The 19,427-nt window shown below is 42.7% G+C and carries 15 protein-coding genes; 13 read left to right on the top strand and 2 right to left on the bottom strand.

Annotated elements, in window-relative coordinates; all coding sequences use genetic code 11:
* The first annotated feature begins 245 nt into the window (after window positions 1-245).
* Genes ASG33_RS04175 through ASG33_RS04160 form a run of 4 tightly spaced genes read left to right on the top strand, consistent with a single transcriptional unit; the run spans window position 246 to window position 4,490 of the window.
* Window positions 246-1,415, top strand: coding sequence for a glycosyltransferase family 4 protein (locus ASG33_RS04175; protein WP_056280709.1), 1,170 nt, complete (start codon window positions 246-248; stop codon window positions 1,413-1,415).
* Window positions 1,416-2,222 (top strand): glycosyltransferase family 2 protein, encoded by an 807-nt coding sequence (locus tag ASG33_RS04170; RefSeq protein ID WP_056280708.1) that lies wholly within the window; start codon window positions 1,416-1,418, stop codon window positions 2,220-2,222. It begins immediately after the preceding gene.
* A gap of 43 nt (window positions 2,223-2,265) precedes the next feature.
* Window positions 2,266-3,345 (top strand): EpsG family protein, encoded by a 1,080-nt coding sequence (locus ASG33_RS04165; protein WP_056280706.1) that lies wholly within the window; start codon window positions 2,266-2,268, stop codon window positions 3,343-3,345.
* Window positions 3,342-4,490, top strand: coding sequence for a hypothetical protein (locus ASG33_RS04160; protein WP_056280704.1), 1,149 nt, complete (start codon window positions 3,342-3,344; stop codon window positions 4,488-4,490). The genes ASG33_RS04165 and ASG33_RS04160 overlap by 4 nt, the downstream gene beginning before the upstream one ends.
* 68 nt (window positions 4,491-4,558) lie before the next feature.
* On the opposite strand, the gene ASG33_RS04155 is transcribed toward ASG33_RS04160, so the two are convergent.
* The gene (locus ASG33_RS04155; protein WP_056280702.1) at window positions 4,559-5,692 is read right to left on the bottom strand and encodes a glycosyltransferase family 4 protein; all 1,134 of its coding nucleotides are present in this window, start codon (window positions 5,690-5,692) and stop codon (window positions 4,559-4,561) included.
* A 151-nt stretch (window positions 5,693-5,843) separates the two neighbouring features.
* On the opposite strand from ASG33_RS04155, the gene ASG33_RS04150 reads away from it, so the two are divergent.
* The 9 genes from ASG33_RS04150 (at window position 5,844) to ASG33_RS04110 (ending at window position 18,961) form a co-directional block, all read left to right on the top strand.
* The gene (locus tag ASG33_RS04150) at window positions 5,844-7,052 is read left to right on the top strand and encodes a hypothetical protein (protein WP_056280699.1); all 1,209 of its coding nucleotides are present in this window, start codon (window positions 5,844-5,846) and stop codon (window positions 7,050-7,052) included.
* A gap of 39 nt (window positions 7,053-7,091) precedes the next feature.
* A complete protein-coding gene (locus ASG33_RS04145) occupies window positions 7,092-8,165 on the top strand; it encodes a glycosyltransferase family 4 protein (protein WP_056280696.1) in 1,074 nt (357 codons plus the stop codon).
* Between the two features lie 360 nt (window positions 8,166-8,525).
* Entirely contained in the window at window positions 8,526-10,718 is a 2,193-nt protein-coding gene (locus ASG33_RS04140) for a hypothetical protein (protein ID WP_056280692.1), read from the top strand.
* A 281-nt stretch (window positions 10,719-10,999) separates the two neighbouring features.
* On the top strand, window positions 11,000-12,121 hold the full coding sequence (locus ASG33_RS04135; RefSeq protein ID WP_056280690.1) for a glycosyltransferase family 4 protein: 1,122 nt from the start codon (window positions 11,000-11,002) through the stop codon (window positions 12,119-12,121).
* Window positions 12,118-13,137, top strand: coding sequence for an NAD-dependent epimerase/dehydratase family protein (locus ASG33_RS04130; protein WP_056280687.1), 1,020 nt, complete (start codon window positions 12,118-12,120; stop codon window positions 13,135-13,137). The genes ASG33_RS04135 and ASG33_RS04130 overlap by 4 nt, the downstream gene beginning before the upstream one ends.
* Window positions 13,138-13,427: 290 nt before the next feature.
* Entirely contained in the window at window positions 13,428-14,429 is a 1,002-nt protein-coding gene (locus ASG33_RS04125; RefSeq protein WP_056280684.1) for a sugar transferase, read from the top strand.
* Window positions 14,430-14,600: 171 nt separating this feature from the next.
* Window positions 14,601-15,890: a capsule assembly Wzi family protein gene (locus ASG33_RS04120; RefSeq protein WP_229238553.1), complete on the top strand. Its 1,290-nt coding sequence runs from the start codon at window positions 14,601-14,603 to the stop codon at window positions 15,888-15,890.
* Between the two features lie 51 nt (window positions 15,891-15,941).
* On the top strand, window positions 15,942-17,384 hold the full coding sequence (locus tag ASG33_RS04115) for a capsule assembly Wzi family protein (RefSeq protein WP_056280676.1): 1,443 nt from the start codon (window positions 15,942-15,944) through the stop codon (window positions 17,382-17,384).
* A gap of 104 nt (window positions 17,385-17,488) precedes the next feature.
* Window positions 17,489-18,961 (top strand): capsule assembly Wzi family protein, encoded by a 1,473-nt coding sequence (locus ASG33_RS04110; RefSeq protein ID WP_229238552.1) that lies wholly within the window; start codon window positions 17,489-17,491, stop codon window positions 18,959-18,961.
* 7 nt (window positions 18,962-18,968) lie between these two features.
* Here the strand turns inward: ASG33_RS04110 and ASG33_RS04105 are convergent, their stop codons facing one another.
* Window positions 18,969-19,358: an HIT family protein gene (locus ASG33_RS04105; protein ID WP_056280672.1), complete on the bottom strand. Its 390-nt coding sequence runs from the start codon at window positions 19,356-19,358 to the stop codon at window positions 18,969-18,971.
* Between the last annotated feature and the right edge of the window lie 69 nt (window positions 19,359-19,427).

Genomic DNA, 19,427 nt, shown 5'->3' with positions numbered 1-19,427 from the left:
GTATACTACCTGGAAGCAAATGGAGTGAAGTAGCTGTTATTTAAAATTTCAGTATCCCGGTTTGCTTTCAATGATCACATTTAGTGCAGGCGCAATCTTCCCCTCGTAGGAATAGTCTTCACTTTACTAGAAATAGGCCTTCTTAGTGCAGTAATTAAGATAACTTCAAAAGGAACAAAGGATCGCGATACTTGTACCTTTACACTAACGCAAAAAAGAAGGCTGTTTAATTGCTGTTGATATTAATGAACAAAGCATACGGTAAGATTAAAAAGCCAAAGATCCTGTCATTTAGCCACTATGGACAACTATATGGTGCAAACAGGTCGCTACTGACGTTGATTCTTGCCTCGCGCGACAGATTGGATTGGCTGGTCATATGCAGACAAGAGGGACAATTCACGGACGAATTGAAAGCCAATTCTGTTGCCTACCGCGTTATTCCGTTTAAACCCGATGTTTACAATGGCACAAGTAACACTCCGATGCTGCGCGGCATTTTAAAGCTCGTAACCAATTTCCGGGCAGCCACTAATATTGTAAGTCTGATAAACAGTGAACAAATTGACATCATTCATTCCAATTCATCTGTAATTCTGATTGGGGCTATCACAGCTCAACTTGCTGCCAAAAAGCATTTGTGGCATTTTCGGGAATTTGTATATGAAGATTATGATTCCAAATACAATCTTGGAAAACCCTTTTTCAGATTTTGGGCTCGCAAAGCGGATACAATAATCTGTATCTCACGAAGCATACGTGAGGTAAGGCTGGTACAGGGCAAAGTTGACACCCGCAGCGTGATTATTTACAATGGCCTGGTAGGGAGTGATATGGCGCTGACTCCAAAGACCCTTGCAATTAGGACTTCCGTCATTTCAATAATAGGAGTTATTAATCGGGCTAAAAACCAACTAATTGCCATCAAGGCACTTAGGCTATTGTTACGGCAAGGAAAGAAGCTAACACTGCAAATTGCAGGCGACATCAATGATCCTGAATATTACAGTGAACTTAATACATATATTCAACAGGAGAACCTGTCTGAATACGTGAAGTTCCTTGGATTTGTGAAAGATATAAAAACAGTGATAGCTGATTCGGACGTGACCTTAATGTGCTCGCGCATGGAAGCCTTCGGTAGAGTGACCGTCGAAAGTATGATGTATGGCGTACCTGTTGTCGCATTTGCATCTGCGGGTTCGGGTGAGATTATAGAAAATGGAAAAACGGGTTTGCTCTACACAGGTGAAGAAGATGATCTAGCTGAAAATATAGACAAGCTTCTGTCCGATCCTGTTCTATACAAAAACATTTCAGAAAATGCACTGAGCCACGTTGCCAAGAATTTTACTGTTAGCAGCTATGCCGACAACTTTGTGAACGAGGTAAATCTGGCCTTAAAATCCAACTGAATGCAATCTCCTAAAATCACTATAATAACTGTCGTAAGAAATGGTGAGCAATATCTCGAGACTACTATCACCAGTATTCTTGAGCAGACATATTCCAATATAGAATACATTATTATTGATGGAAATTCCACTGACGGAACGGTTGATATTATTCGTAGGTACAGTGACAAGCTGCATTACTGGATCAGCGAAAAAGATAAGGGGATTTATGATGCAATGAACAAAGGGGTAAGAGCTTCCACTGGCGATTGGCTGCTTTTTATCAATGCAGATGATTTTCTGGCAGACAAGAATTCAATAGCGGATTCTATTCCATATTTGTCTACAACACCTCATAAAATAGCCTACGGGGATATTATATATCGCTATCCGGATGGAACAGACAAGCAATACGGCGTAGCATGGCCGGATTTGAAAAAACGCTTTCGAGACGTGGCTATGTATCTCGCACACCAGGCAACATTTCATGCGCGTAGTCTTTTTCAAGAACGGCTATTTGATACTTCTTACAAGATTGCTGGTGATTACGACTTCCTTTTAAGCCATTTGAAAGATCACGATGCAACCTATTTCCCTGTAACAGTTGCGGTGATGCGGACTGGGGGGCTGAGTTTCGCTGTTAGTAAAATCGAATTGCTTGCAGATACGCGTCGTGTACAAATAAGCAATGGGATGTATAAATATATTCCTCCTTTCTCCTGGATAGTTTCTGCCAGCAAGCTTCTTGTTATCGATTTGATTATCAGGTCTTTTGGTGTCAATGGGAAGGATACTATTAAGAAGTTATTAGGACTTAAAAAATCTTAGCTACACAAATCCAGCGTGCAACCCGATTATAATTAAATAAGCAATGGCAATTTACTTTATCATTTACTTTCTGCTTAGTACAACTGCATTGGCAGATTTGTTTATAAAGAAAGCCAGTAATAAGTCACTGCTTTTTCCATTGATCTTAATAGGCAGCCTGGTAATTATAACAGCGGGAATACGTTGGGAAACAGGAACAGACTGGCCAAATTATCTCGCCTATTTTCGTAGGATAAAGCAAGTGGAATTTGGTGCGACAGGAATGGAGGTTGGCTACGAACTTATTGTTAGATCGTTTAATCTTTTTTCCGAAAACTATACGCTATTTCTTTTCGAATGTGCGCTTATCATTGTATCATTTACGTATTACACTGTTTATAAAACAAGTCCTTATCCAGCTTTCGCGCTGTTTTTACTATTATCTTATAGTTTAGTAGGCAGTGGTTTCGGAGTAAGACAGGATCTGGCTATCAGCATTACACTATTTTCTGTCATTTTCATTCAACAAAGATCATTTTACAAGTTTGCCATTGTTGTATTCATTGCCACACTGATCCATAAATCCTCATTCGTCTTTTTTCCAGCGTATTTCCTATACAATTTAAAGTGGAATGTACTTTCCGTATTAGCTATTCTGGTAGTGATAATTATCAGCTTTTACTTGTCAGATATCATGATTGAAACCATTGGGTCAGCTGTTTCAGAACATAAGACTGAGGTTTATATGGACCTCGGTGATGAAGCAATTGAAGATCCATATACAACACTCCTGAAAGGGCTATCTCGCAGATTGCTTTTTTTGGCATTGTTAATACCAGCTGTAAACTACACTGAAAACGGTGATAAAGATTTTAATGGTATTTTCAATATATACGTTTTCGGAATTGTACTATATATAATATTTACTCATTTAAATCCCATATTTAGCAGGATTGCCCGACCTTACGATATCTTTCAGATTTTGGCTATTCCAATAGCATATTACAATGCCTCCCGCCGCTATAAAATAATCTTGGTCAGTATTGTTTTTGTTTTCTCGGTTTATAAATTCACTTCAATGATCAGAAGTGATGAAGGTATCAATGTGCCATATAAAACCATCTTTACCGAAAACCAAATATGATCTACGTATCTGATATATCCTCTGTTGCTTTCAGGCACGAGCAGTTTAATAAATCTTTCTTAGAACTTCTAACTAAGACATACCCGTCGGAGCCTATTGTTTTTCTGGGAGAGGCAGAACACCTTCGTGTTATAAAGGAGGATACTTCTAACATTAAGTATCAGGAAATTCCTGTGTACGACAAGCGTGGCGGGTTTAAAGAGTTTATAAGGGCATATCATCAGTTTCAAACACTCAGGAAACTGCTTCGCCTGACAAGGCAGCATGCAGATGCCAGATTATATATTCTGTTAATCCATCCCTTTGCGCATTTTCTATATAAGTTGTTTGGTGACAGAAAGGCACCAATTTCTATTGTAATGCACGGTGAACTTGAATCTTTAAAATTCAATAAGCACTTCCTAAACAAAATATGGGGATTTTTTCAAAAACAGGCATTTGCTAAAAGAAACCATAATGTAACTTACATTATACTGGGAAAAAGCATTTACCGAAACCTGATTGATGTTCTGCCTTCTTTTTTATCACAGAATGCCATTGTCCTTGACCATCCTTACCCGTTTTCTGAACCTCCCCTACTCCGCAAAGACACGCGTCCGATTGTGCTGTCGACATTAGGAGTAGCAACAAAGGCTAAGAATACCCACCACTTTTTCCAGCTCGCAGAACAGGCTTTCGCTAAAAGTTTGAAATACAAATTCAATGTTTGCGGCAAGGTTTATCCCAATATGCAATGCTTCCTGAATGAACATGTTAATTACAAACGCGATTTTGGAATATTAACCCGCGAAGAGCTGGATAGGCTGACACTTGAATCATCTTTTACCGTTTTTTATTACGAAAATTCCGACTATTCACTTTGTTCAAGTGGGTCATTCTGGGATGCAATCAACACAGAAATTCCTCTACTATATGTCCATAACGATTATTTCGACTACTATGCAGAGATTGCAGGCCCTATTGGAATACCATTCAAAACTCCGGAAGAGTTAAATGACTATGTCCTAAACGGCCTGGATCCTGACATAGTCAACAGCGATCGTTACAAACAGTATATAGCTAATATTAGGGCATTTAAAACTGGATATATGGCGACAGAAAACCTTTCTAATCAGCTTAAATATCCGATTATTCCAGCAGTGTAACAGTCACTTAGGAGGAGATGTGATTTAGCAGATCCACAATCATATCTCTTGTCAGCGAATTAAAGTCTCTATAATTCGGACATTAATTGTGTGATTGTACGTCCAGCTACATCCCAGTTCAGGCGGCTTTCGTATTCATTGAATGAGGAAAGTGACAGTTGCTGATAAGAACTCCAGTTACTGAAAACAGATTCAATGTAAGATGCATATTCCATGGCGGATGATTGGATCTGAAATGCCTTTCCATTCACATCTTCACGGATAATTGTTGGAATACCCCCAACATTCGTTGTGATGCATGGTAGCCCAAAGGAATTAGCCTCCGAGAAAACCACGGGTGTACAATCAGCCCTGGTGGGGAGTAAAAGAAAGTGGCTTTCAACGAGCAGCTTGTTCATCAGCATTATTCCCTCGGGATCTGACTTACTGATAAACCCGTAGTTCCTGACGTGCGGAGGGGCAACTTCGAAGGGGAAGTTTTTTACGCCGGCTATATGCAAGGTGGCTTTTAACCCATTTGCATTCAAAATATTTACAACTTCAAGCGCGATATCCCCCCCTTTCCTTTTCCAATCCACTCCTAGGAAAAGCAGGTTGCATTCTCCATGTTTCTTGTTGTTGATGATTGTCCGGATTTCATTCAGGTCCTTTCCAGACACAACATTCGAGCCGAATGGAACCACCTTAATTTTATCCGGATCGGCATTATAGTGTTCGACAGCGGTGTTTGCTGCCCATTCTGAGGAATAAATCGCCAGAGCACATGATTCTAATGCCTGCCTCTCCAGTTCATTTCCGCTTTTAATTGTACTGGATGAAAGATTAGACAAATAATCATAAAAACCGATCATCCCGGCAAAGGTTGCATCTGTATAGAAGACCTTCGGCTTGGAAATATCGAGCAGCGAAACAGGCAAAGTGCTTGGTGAAAAAATTACGTCGCTATCACTGCTTACACGGGATTTGATTTGTGCAGCATACTGCCTGGCTGTGTGAAGTTCTCTTCCAAAGTCGAAATCTTTTCCCAAGATCTTGTAATACAACTTTTTCAGATACATCTCGGCGGATGGTGAGGACTTCAGGCTACCAATCAGATTAACCTCATGATCCTGATTTCTCAATGCATCAGCAATCATATATCCAAGTCCGGACCAGTTATGGATATCCGATGCATCGTAGGAAGTTACGTATGAAATTTTCATAGGCTGGAAATGTGTGTGAGTTGCAAATCTACTACCTTTTACTAAAAAATGATTTTTTCGGAAATGACGCACCCTTCGTATGGTAGGGTTTTAGCTTACTCCTGTAAGTACGTATATATATGCCTTATCAGCTCATAAATAATAATAACTTATGAAAAAAGTTGTTTTCAGCTTGCTACTGGTCGTTTTAATTAGCCTGCACCACAGCTTACATGCTCAAAAGCGTGAAAAGATGTTGCGCGATAGTACCATGAAATACGGTGTCGCGATTGAACCATATCTAAAAAGCATTAATGGAGGTAAAATTGTCAAGGACTTCAACTATTCTCCTTACATCAACAAATTCCTGAGTGAGCACAAATACGTCATCTTTCCTGCCTATCCCCTTACTATTGGTGTCGACGACTCGTTCAAGGGTTACAAAAGGCATATTTCGGTAAGTTCCGGCAACAGATTGTATTTTCCAGCGGGCAGTTCACTAGTTTGTCCCAGTACTATGAAAACTAACGGATACATGTGCTTCATCGCCTGGGATATCAAAGATGTATTTATAGACGGGATCAATCTCGTAGGCAGTAAAGCAAACCCTGATTATCTCACCTCCGCGGCCGGGGCCGGCATTGCCATGTATGCGCCCGACAATGTTACGATAGCCAATGCAAAAGTAACGAAGAGCTCGGGAGATGGCGTAACAGTCCGCGTTCAATGGAACAAGCAGAGCCGGGACATCACTATTAATAAGTTAGTGGTTAACGACGCAACACGGGTAGGTATGTTGGTCACTGGAATTATTAATGGCGATTTTAGGGACATAAGTATAGAAGGTACCGGTGAAGAAGATAAAACCAAGATAGTCAAACCGCAAACAGGATTGTCCTTTGAGCCTAATGATTGCACAAGCAAGTACATCAACTGCAAGTTTTACAATCTGCAAACAAAGAACAACCTTGGTCCTGTACTGGCAACAACTAACTTCTACGCAATTTTTACAAAAAACACTTGCGGGGTTAATAAGATTGACATTACGATTGATAAATGGACCGATTACACAGATGATCCCAAAGCATACGGAGCTTCATTTGCCATTGCCAGCGGAGACATGACACCTTATGATACCAAGGATATTTCTGGAACTTTTACTATTATTAACCCCACTATCATAAGGAACACGGCCAAGCCTAACTACTATTTCTTCCAAGGCACAAGCGAATCGAGGAAAGGCGGCGTGAAATACATCTTGTCTAATCTGAAACTGGTCCATCAGGGGAAAACGTATACCATGAAAAACCGATCAAACAACGAAAAGATCAAGAATTTGATAGATCAGGCAAATGCGCGAAATAAGGTTTTGATCAAATAGCTATTTCTTCCATTGAGTTCAAGGAAAAGATTAACTTACGTGTTACACAGTATTGCGATTGGCGGCGTAGAAGTTGCTTTGTTATCAGCTGTGCCTGCTCTTCACAAACAGTACGACCTCACAATTATAGTACTGGGGAAGATCAATCCAGCAATTATGTCGCATTTATCCGAAGAGGAGAAACAGGTGTTCATCCCTCTTGACTATGCTGTTCCGCTTTATCCGATCGTATTGCCGAAAATTGTTCGGACCGTATTACAAACCCGTCCGGATATACTAATCTGCTCACTTTGGCGAAGTTCGCTGGTGGGTACGCTATGTAAATTGGTTGACAAGAACGTCAGGTTATATTCATTTATCCATAGCACAGACTTCCCTCACGCATTTGCAAAGCAGTTCAATAAATATGCTGTTCGCATGGCCGACTTTGTTTTGGTAGATAGCTCTGCGACCAAGAAATATGTTGCAGATCACTTCAAGCCCAAAGCGAAAATCAAAGTGGTAAGCTTTCTCACCCGCTCCACACCGACCGACAATAAGGCACTTGCGCCAGAGACACAGGATAATGTCCGCTTTATGTTTCTGGGCAGGATAAATAAGGTAAAAAACTTACCCGACGCAGTCGAGCTTATCAAATATCTGCACGAAAATAATGTAAAGGCATATTTTGACATTTACGGCAGGGACGATGATGGCTCCGGGGCTAGCTTGCAGCAGATTATCAGTGAACATGATCTGAATGCTTATATCCGGTTTAAAGGAGAAATAACCGGCTCACAGAAATGGAAGATCTTTCCAAATTACCACTTTTACCTTCAATTAAGCTTCAACGAAGGGATGGCGATGAGTGTTACCGAAGCAATGCAGAATGGCATTGTAGGTGTAGTATCCCCTGTTGGAGATATTGTAAATTATTCAAAGGATATGGATTCTGCGATATTCATTGACGTCCATAATCCGGCAAAGAAAAACGAGGATTTTGCCAAAGTATTAAGCGTAATCCGCAATCCTGCACTATACGCCAAACTCTCTTCTAACTGCCACGCTCACTTCGCTTCAAAAAAGCTCTATGCTGATTCCCTTATCGAGCAGATTGAGAGCACTTCATCCTGAATCCCACTTTCAAATCACCTTTACTACGCAAAATTCGATCGCTATCACTCTACATAGCGCGATAGAAATGTAGAATATGTTCTATATATACTAGCTTCAATGTGCAGCTCCAACTATCTTTTTGATTTCAAAATTTGTAACTTTTGGTTTCTAAAAAAAAGATACACCATGCTTTCTAATAGAGAGTTAAGCTAAAATATGCCCTGATTTTTCACATGAGGCGATTTTAGTCCATAATGCCAAATGGTAAGACATTTAAATTCATGAATTGTAGAACTAATTGACAAATGTCATTTTTTTCTTGTAGAACTTTTAAATTAGCTTTGTAGTTAAAATACAAACTTATTTAATTTTAGACCTGTGAAAAGCTCTACAATATTAAAAGCTATTTTCTTGCTGCTGTTCGCTAATTTATCCTACATAGTAAACGCGGCGCCTCTGATCGATCCGATCAAGTTTTCAATCGGCACCCAGGCTACGCATGTTGGCTTAAATGAAGAGTTTCAGATTGAAATCAAGGCGAGCTACATGTACCTTCCTGCCACTACCGTGTTTGTCTTTGAAGGATCAAATGCGTTCAGATTAAAGCTGATCTTGCCAGACGGCTTCGAACAAACAGGAGGTACTTTCTCTGATTTCGTAGGTGCAGAGCTTTCATCAACCAAGCCTTATGTATCCTACACAGTAAAGGGTAAATTCACCCACAACTCTGGCGATGGTGTTTTCCAACTGTTACGCAGCCACAGGAAAGCGGATAATCAAAGCAACTATATTGCTGTATCCCAGTTGTCTTTCAAACCCGATGAAGGGATTGCATCTGAAGACGTTGAGTCTGGTGCAAGGGTCGCAGCAACTGCAGCAGTAAACTATATACCTTACCTTACCATTGCCCAATTAAGGGCCGGTGTAGCAGATACCGCTTCGTCGGTGTTTATCACTGACGAAGGGAGATCCGGTTTGTTCAAGTATAACCGTACTTCTACTGCCGTTGATGATGGCGCAATGACTATCGTAGCAGCTACAAGAAGGTACGAGCGCGTATATGAAGGCGCAGTAAATGTCAGATGGTTTGGTGTTGTTGCTGACGGGACCAATGATCAGTCGGCTGCAATTCAAAAGATGCTGGACAATGCTAAATACCGAAACGTGTTTTTCCCGAAAGGAGCCCAGCCGTATCGGATCAAAAGCATACGCATCTGGAGTAATTCTAACCTTACGTTTGAAGAAGGAACGATTGTCGAAGGTATGGGAACACTAGGAACATCTCAGAAAATGATGTACATGTATGATGTATCCAATATTACTATCAAGGCACCTGGGGTGATTTTCAGGGATCTGAAGTCGCAATACACATCAGGACAGCACAGACACATTTTTTCTCTGGAAGGCGTAGCGAATGTTTCCCTGGAAGGTATGGCAGCAAACGATAGTGGCGGCGACGGATTCTATATAGGCTCTGCCAGTGTCAGAAAGATCAGTGAAAATGTAAAACTCACCAATGTCTCCGCAAACAATAACAGAAGGCAGGGACTTTCCATCGTCTCTATCCGGAACATTGATGTTATCAATTCTTCTTTCAGCAACACTATCGGAGAAGGTCCACAAGCCGGGATTGATATCGAACCAAGTAATTCCGGGCAACGCGCGGAAGGAATAAGAATTCTGAATACTGTGACTGCAGGTAATAAAGGCCCGGGAATTGTAATCAGTCCGGGGGTATTATCCGGCACCGGTAATGTAGTTGAAGTCACAATCACCAATCATATAGACGATGGCAGCCAGTACGGAATGCTTGCAATCGGCGTAAAAAGTACACTTGGCGGATTTGTTACAATCCAGAACCCCATTTGGAAAAATGCGAAGCTGAATGGGTTTGTAGCCAGAAACTGGGGCTATCGTGCATGCGATGTGGTGATACAGAAACCAAGTGTTATAAACTGCAACTCCAATGCCAGTACATCACCGACTGCCAGCGCCGCATTCTATGTTCACCGTGAAACAAACGATGCAGGGGATACACATATAGGCAACATTCATATTCTCAACCCCAGCATAACAGACCTTCGTGCAACCAAGCTTAGTACCCGCGCATTCAGCTTCAAAGATTGGAACAGTTCCAACAAGATCTTGAATTGCAGTATCGTTGATCCGGTTAAATCAGGTGATTATTTTCCATCAAACAACATGATTGTAAATGCCGAGCTTGCACTTTCCGATGCAAACAAGACCTTGGTTCATGAACTCGGAGCAGGCAATAGTATTGCTGATTATACCTACTATAAGCAATATTATACCAATGAAAAATCGACCAATACACGTAATGTTACCTTAGGTAAGGTAAATGCGGGCTGGCCTGACGTCATTATCGAGGTTAAAACGGCGAAAAATATTACGATCATACCAAATGCAACAGACAACATTACGCCTCTTGCGTCGGGCAATGGGAAATGGATTACCAGTAACGTAGTAGGTAGTCGCATTCGTCTGCGAAAAACAAGTGACAATACCTGGACGGTCATTGAAAAGACAGGTACCTGGACAGCCCAGCCTTAATCCGTTTCAAAAACAAAATCAGCCGGTAAATCAAAAATTTACCGGCTGATTTTGTTTTATAGCCTCAGAGAAATTGCTGCACCTACTTTTTCGGTGATGAAACTGGTAATTTTTAACATTTAAGGTATTTTTGAAAATCATTAAGTAACACACTAGCAGCTTTATGTTTCCAGAAGCCTCTCTGAGCCGACCTTGTTTCATAGAAAATAACCCGGAATTCCATAAATCGGACTTCGTTCTCCCCTCTGGTCAGTCTCTTTCAGTTAACTTGATTTTCAGGAATGACCAATAAAAACGTTCTTCTCCTGGCACATGACGGAGAAGATTTCTATAAGGCACGGATTCCTTTTGCGAAATTTTTGAAGGAAAGAGGGTACAGTATTTCTGTAATGGTACCCCATGACGAGTACACCGCGCGCATTCAGCAGGAGGGATTTTATGTGCAGAACTCAAGTCTGCAGCGGGACAATACCAATCCTTTGGCCCTCATCAAAACGATCTTTGAAGTCCGACGATTTGCCAAGGCAAATCAGATAGGGCTCGTGCATTCTTTCAAATTTGTTCCTAATCTGATCAACTCGTTCTCTGGCATTTTCGGACGCCAGAAAGTTGTTTTGCATATTGCAGGCCTGGGGATTGCATTTGCCAATACGGGTCCGAAGTATAAATTCCTCAAACTTGTTCAGCAAATCCTTTTTCTGATTCAGTTCCTGAGAGCCAATCTCGTGATTATCCAGAACCCGGACGACTATCATGATTTTCTCTTCAAAAAATCTTTCCGTAACAGGATCAAGGTTGTTAAAGGAAGCGGCGTAGATATAACGAAGTTTTCACCTGTATCAAAAACTCCCGACCCTACCAGGATAACATTTCTTTGTACTACAAGGCTGATCTGGGAAAAGGGGATCAGTGAGCTTACTGAGGCTTTTGAGACTTTACCCACACATTTGAAGGCGAACCTGCAATTGCTGATTATTGGCGAGCCTGACAACAAAAATCCAAGAACAGTCACACCAGAGTTTATTCAGGGTTTTCAGAACAATACATTAATACGCTTCCTCGGCAAACAGAGCAATATTGCCGAAATGCTGAATAGCTCTGACGTGTTTATCTTGCCAAGCTATTATCGCGAGGGTATCCCAAGAAGCATATTAGAGGCATTATCCTGCGGACTGCCCGTTATCACAACAAAAGTTCCCGGCTGCAACCTGACAGTAATTCAGGGTGAAAACGGATATTTGATAGAACCACGATCGGTGGCTGCTATCAGGAATGCAGTTGAACAGATGCTCTCACGCCAGTCAGAATGGAAAAGCATGGGAGCTTCCAGCCGCAATTTGGCGGTAACCGAGTTTTCAGAAGAAACTGTATTTAGTCAAATTGTTAAGCTATACAACTCATGAGCGTTTTAGTAACCGGAGCCGCGGGCTTTATAGGTTTTCACCTGGTAAAGAAGTTGATCGAAAAAGGTCATGATGTGGTTGGCATTGACAATATCAACGATTATTACTCAGTCACATTGAAGCACGATCGGCTAAGAGAATGCGGCATTGACATTGACAATCCTGTTTTAGAAAACTACTACAAAAGCGATATAGCTAATTATGAGTTTTTCAAAATGGACCTCACGGAGATGGACAAGCTGTCGGAGCTGTTCGAAACGCGCAGGTTCCGGTACGTGATCAACCTTGCGGCACAGGCTGGTATACGGTATAGCTTAGAGAACCCACGCAGCTATCTTTCTTCGAATGTTGAAGGTTTTTTCAACGTTCTTGAGTGCAGCAGGCTGGTCAAGCCAGAGAAGCTGATATATGCAAGTAGTTCGAGCGTATACGGCCTGAATACCGAGCAGCCATTTGCAATAAGCCAAAAATCCGAAACGCCGATCAACATATATGCTGCGTCGAAAAAGGCTAACGAATTAATGGCACATGCATACAGCCATTTGTACAATATCCAGACTGTTGGTTTAAGGTTTTTTACCGTGTACGGTCCGTGGGGAAGGCCGGATATGGCGCCTTATCTTTTTGCAAATGCGATTGAAAAAGGCGAGGCAATTAACGTATACAACCATGGTAACATGAAGCGTGATTTTACCTACATTGATGATATTGTGAGCGGGATCTACGCCGTACTGGACACACAGTTGACTGAGCAATACCAGGTTTTCAATATTGGAAATGGGCAACCAGTCGACTTGATGGACTTTATTAAATGCCTTGAATCATCATTCGGTAAACCGGCCGAAATTAACCTGAAAGAAATGATCCCAGGCGACATTGTGTCAACCTGGGCGGACACTGCAGAGCTGGAAAGGGCAACAGGATACCGGGCTGCAACGGACATCAGTACAGGTGTGGAACATTTCGCAAAATGGCACAGAGCTTACCATGCAAAGCTTGTGAATGGCGCCGGATAAATATGAAATTATCATTATAAAAAGGATGTAAAGTACTGAATATACGCTGACCACTAAATGGCTGAACGGAAGATTGTTTTGTAAGTAACTTCAAATTAATTGGCGAAATACACCGAAACTAGTTTCTCGCAGAATGGTTGACAACTGACACTAAGCAATTGACCAACAGAGCTGAATATAATAAAAACAACAAGGTACATTTCTGTTTTTTGATTTTTATAGCTAAACTTGTACCTCTAACACATCTTGTTGAAGAACACGACACTATCACATAAATCAGGTACACACATATGAATAACACTTACATATCGGAAAAACGGTATATTCATCGCCTGCTGAGTAAGACCGCTGTTTCAGAAGAAGTTCTAATAGTGACCAGCTATGATTACTTTCTCCAGAAATATGATTTAGCCCTCCTATTGAAGAAATACAGGGAAATCATTCTGATACCACACAGTTCCGATGATGATTATCTGCTCAATCATACAGTCAGGCCGCTTCTAGACAAATTTGAAAAAATACACCTTGTTACAAATCCCCAATACGACAGCCGAAACAGGGTTATTTATGAGCTGGTAGTAAGAAAGAATAAGTCCATCCGAATTAACACCGTTTACGACTTTTGTGAGCGCATCCTTAAGAAGGTCTACATTCCGGATGATGTATCAGAAATCAATCCGAATCTTCTTACCCTGCCTACATTTGGAAAAAGGGTAAGATATCCTAAAAAGATCATTGATGTTTCGATCTCGATCATCCTGTTTCTTCTGACATTCCCCCTTTGGATACTAAGCTATTTCCGCATTAAAATGCAGTCGCCCGGCCCTATCTTCTATCGTCAGGAGCGGGTTGGAATGAATAATCAGTCTTTTTTCTGTATCAAGTTCAGGTCTATGGGGCTCGATGCCGAGCAGAATGGCGCATCATTTTCTAAAAAGAATGATTCCCGTACATTCTCTTATGGTTCGTTTATGCGACAAACACGCATCGACGAGCTTCCCCAGATCATCAATATCTTCAGAAGGGATCTTTCATTGATCGGTCCCCGGCCTGAACGTCAGGTATTTACGGAGACATTTGACGAAACAATCCCTTATTATAATATGAGACATAACATCAAACCAGGTATTACCGGGTATGCACAAGTTATGTACTCTTATGGAGCCGGCGTTTTCGATGCGCGTCATAAGTTGATGTATGATCTTTACTACATTAAAAACTGGACGTTGCTCCTCGAATTGAGAATAATCCTGCTTACGGCAGTTGTGATTTTCGGAAAAAAGGGCAGGTAGTTAGTGCCTGTCACTTTATTCCATCTTCTCACACCAACTCTGATGAGGAACTTACTGCTAGGCCTGCTTCTGTTAGCAGCCTGCTCCTCTAAATTATATTCCCAGGATTCTACATTCTATTATTCCCTGGGAATATCAGGTGCCGCCTCTACATCCAAAACACCTTTTTGGATGCATGCAAATCAATTTGGCACTGTACCTCAAGACGGTTCTTTTGGATTAGCCAATGCAGGGTTTTACAGGGTCTACAATCCCAGTAACCCGCGGCTTTTTCAATGGACTGCCGGAGCAGAACTGATCGCAGTTGCCGGAAAGAAGCCGGACCTGTTCTTTTCAGATTTATTTATGGGCGGAAGCGCGGGTCCATTTGAACTAAGTGTTGGCCAGCGTAAAGAATACATGGGGCTATCCGACAGTCTGCTTACGATGGGAGGAATAGCAATGTCATCGAATTTCCGCCCCTACCCTAAGATTGAGCTCCGCACGCGCCGGTTTGTAAGTATTCTCCCGTACAATGATTTCCTTTCATTCAAGTTTTCTTATTCCGACGGAATTTTTGGCCCCGCTGATGTTCACTTCGGAAATGTCAGACGTATTGAAGAGAGTTACCTGCATCAGAAGTCATTTTATATCAAGCTCGGTGGCAAAAGGCACCGGCTTAATCTTCTTGCAGGATTTAATCACCAGGCCATGTGGGGCGGCGAAGACAAGATTTTTGCCGGCGGCCTCAAACGTCAGGAAGCTTATAGCTATGTTGTGTTCGGTAAGCCCTGGGCCGACAGCCGCGTAGGTAATCATTTCGGGACCATCGACGTGGCCGCTGACTGGAAAGGCAATAAGTGGAACCTCTTTCTTTATCGTCAGAGCATTTACGAAGACGGATCGCTGAGTAACCTCTCCAACCTGGCAGACGGTCTGAATGGACTCAGGTTCAAACGAAATACTTCGGGAACTAAAAGCGGCTTTCGCATCAACACGATACTTCTTGAATTTCTTTACACAAAAAACCAGGGCGGCGAGGTCTTCGATTTCACTACCGGTACTTTCGGGCGCGACAATTATTTCAACCATTATGTTTATAGTCAGGGCTGGTCTTACCGAGGCCGGAGCCTGGGATCGCCCTTTATTCCTTCGCAATCGATGGTGCAGAATGAACTCAGAAACAACGCAGCTTCATTCACTCCAAACAACCGGATTATGGCGTATCATGCAGGTATCTCCGCTTCTTTCAACAAGGTCACTTTCAACTTCAAAGGGAGCCACTCGCTGAATTCCGGCACATACACGATTCCATTTTCAAAAACAATCCGGCAAACTTCCCTGCTCCTCGACATTTCGAGCCCGATTTTTGCTAGTAAAAGTAACCGTCTGTCGATCATGCTCGCTGCTGATTTTGGAGAGTTATTTCCGAATAGTGCGGCTGTTTTGCTCGGATGGAGAAAATCCGGTTTTATCCGATAACTTTGATGAATTATCAATTGATCAACGGAGGAATAACTTCTATATACTTAAATGCCCGTTCCAGTTTGTCAGCGCCGAATTTGCTTAATTCTTTGTATTCTTTGCTTCGCTATAAGCGGCTATTCTCAAGACTCCACGCTTTACTATAAAGGCACCATATCGGCGGCCGGCGCCACTGCTCAAACTCCGTTCTGGCAATTTGCCAATCAGCATGGAAGTGTTCCGCTGGATGGAAACTTCGGCCTGGCTGATATAGGTATTTACAAAATTTACAACCCGAATAATCCACGCAATTTCCAATGGAGTGGCGGTGTACAGGCGATCGCAAGCTACGGGAAAGCCGGAAACGTGTTCCTCTCCGACGCTTACCTCACTGCCAAATTCAATATTGTAGAAATTCTCGCCGGACAACAAAGAATGGTGTCCGGTTTGATTGACACTACAATGAGCTCCGGCTCGCTTGCAATGGCGGGCAATGCACGCCCGATGCCGCGCATACAGGTTTCCATTCCAAAATACTTGCCCCTGTTCTTTACAGACAATTTTGTCGCACTCAAATTTGCATACTCCGATGGTTACCTGGGATCGAGCAGAATCAATTACGGTAGCGTCAACCGCGTTCCGAGATCTTACTTTCACCAGAAAAGTCTCTATTTCAGATTAGGTAAGCCGCAGGACAAGTACAAAGTATACCTCGGCATGAACCATCAGGCAATGTGGGGCGGCGAGGCAGAGACCATGCCGCTCCGGGAGCTCAGTCCGCCCAAGGCATACCTTTACACTGTCATCGGAAAAACTGTTGACTACCGAAAAATCGGAAATCACTTCGGCACCGTAGATATAGGGGGTGAATGGAGAGGTAAAGACTGGTCTTATTTTTTATACAGACAAAATATTTACGAGACCGGCTCGCTTTTCAAAGTCAATAATCTCGCAGACGGTCTGAACGGGATTAGTTTGAAGCGGCTCAAACCTTTACCAAAAGGAGCCAAGTATTTCGCGTTCCGATCTTTTCTGTTTGAAGTGTTAGGCACTAAAAATCAGACAAATAAGAACCCGCTGTCCGGACTGGTTATTTTCGAGAAAGGCAACTATTATAACAGCTATCTATTTGCCAGGGGGTGGTCGTATTACGGTAGTGGAATAGGTACTCCATTGATACCTGCCGCCTCGCAAACAAGGCCTGACCTGCCGAGAAGCCGGTCGGAATTTACCAATAATAATCGCGTGTGGGCGTTTCATACCGGAGTGACTGCGAGCTGGCTTGCTTTGGAATGGTCGTTTAAAGGAACATATTCACGGAATTCCGGCTCTTTTATCAGCCCATTTGAATCCGTTAAGCAGCAGGGATCAGTCATGTTAAGTGTTGAAAAAAGACTGAAAGTATTAAACGGAAGCAGCGTTTTTACAAGTGTTGCCTCTGATTACGGCGACCTGTACGCGCATTCGACCGGGTTGATGATTGGCTTTCGCAAGAGCGGCTTTTTGGATTAGAAGACGCCATCCTGCGGAAGTGCAATATGAAAACCTGAAAGTTATACTTATTTTTATGACCAAGGAAGCATTATACACATTCCGGAGCGTGTGAGGGTATACATATGAAATACTACTATTTTCTTTTGCTGCTTATACCTTCGATCGGATTTTCGCAGTACGACAAACAACCTGAAATATATACAGACTCGACAATCAACTACCTAGAAGTGTCGGGAATGGGAAGTAACAATGGACATACTCCTTTCTGGATGCATGCAAACCAGTTTGGAACCGTACCGGTGACCGGCCCGGCAGGTACCGCCAGGTTTGGAATTGAAACATACTGGCCGCTTTCCGAGAACACTGGCAGGAATGTCTGGCGAGTAGGCGGCGGAATAGAAGGAGTAGCAAACGTAGGCGAAAATTCGAAAGTACTTCTCCCGCAACTCCATGCTACACTGAAATTCAAGAACTGGGAATTATCTGTCGGTCGAAAAAAGCAGTGGATCGGCCTGGCTGACACCACGATTGGCTCCGGCTCCTATTCATGGTCAGGCAATGCAATGCCGATCCCGAAAATCATCCTGGGTACCTCGCGCTTTGTCCCGATCCCTTTTACGAAGAAGTGGATCTCCTTCCAGGCATTTTATGCGGACGGTCTGTTTGAGAAAGGCAGGCCGGTTACCAGCGGTTTGAAGCTGCATCAAAAATCATTTTACCTCCGGATTGGAAAACCACATTCTACTTTAAAGCTGTACGGAGGATTCAATCATCAGGTGCAGTGGGGAGGCAGATCAAAACATTTAACAGCTGAAAACGGCAAGCTCCCCGATGGATTTGCCAATTACATTCGTGCGGTAACAGGCTCGATCGGAGGCTCCGGCGATGATGTCACCCATTTTGACAGTACCAATCGCGTTGGTAACCACCTGGGCTCCATTGATGCCGCAATGGAGATCGAGACTTATGGAATGAGCATATTTCTCTACCGACAATTCGTATTTGAAGACGGCTCCCTATTCTATCTCACTACGCTGAATGACGGTTTATACGGAATCAGGTTGCGCAAGAAGAACACCTACGGCGCTAATTTCGAAATTACCGAGGGAGTATTGGAAATGCTTTATACCAAGAGCCAGGGAGGCGATGTATTTGTTCTGGGCGACGGCAAGCAGCGGGGGCACGACGATTATTTCAATAACCAGCAAGTCCGCGACGGTTGGTCCTACTATGACCGAACAATCGGGACCCCCTTTATTCCCCCTACTTCCCAGACGATCTGGAAGTATCCACAGTACGCAGATAATTTCACAAGCAATAACAGGGTATTACTTTATCACCTCGGCCTGCGTGGGACATTGTTCCGTAAAGTAGAATGGCAGACCAAGTTCTCGTACTCTCACAATTACGGCACGTACGGTTGGCGTTTCCTGGATATCCCCAAACAATTCTCCGGGTACATTGCACTGCAAACGCAGCTTGATGTACTTGGCGGGCTCACGGTCAAAGGAGCATACGCGACGGATATAGGGGATTTGTATCGCAAAACGCACGGTTTTACCCTGGGCTTGCGGAAAAACTTCTCCTTTTACTGATCGTTCTTTAAAGCTTTTCGCGGATCTGCGAAGCCAGGCTCGCCAGCTCTTCCTGTGAAATGCTGATTTTTTTAGAGAAATCAGCGTCTGACATACTGTTCAGCGGAATCAGGTGGATATGTACGTGCGGCACTTCAAGGCCGATTACGCTCACACCAATGCGGAGACAGGGGACTGCTTTCTCCAATGCAGGCGCGATGTTCTTTGCAAACAGCAGCAAACCCGTATACGTAGCATCATCCAGATCAAACAGGTAATCAATTTCTTTTTTAGGTATCACCAAAGTGTGCCCCTTTGCAATCGGGAATGCATCAAGGAAGGCCAGAAAATCATCATTTTCCGCAATTTTGTGAGCCGGGATTTCTCCGTTAACTATTCTTGAAAATATAGAAGCCATCGTTATCAGTTTAAAAAAAATCAGGTCAGGATACCTACTTTGGCAGCCGAACTTTCGTTTGAAATAAGT

Origin of the sequence: Dyadobacter sp. Leaf189 (genome assembly GCF_001424405.1) — a bacterium.
GTDB lineage: Bacteria > Bacteroidota > Bacteroidia > Cytophagales > Spirosomataceae > Dyadobacter.
This window is presented reverse-complemented; position numbering and strand designations above follow the sequence as displayed.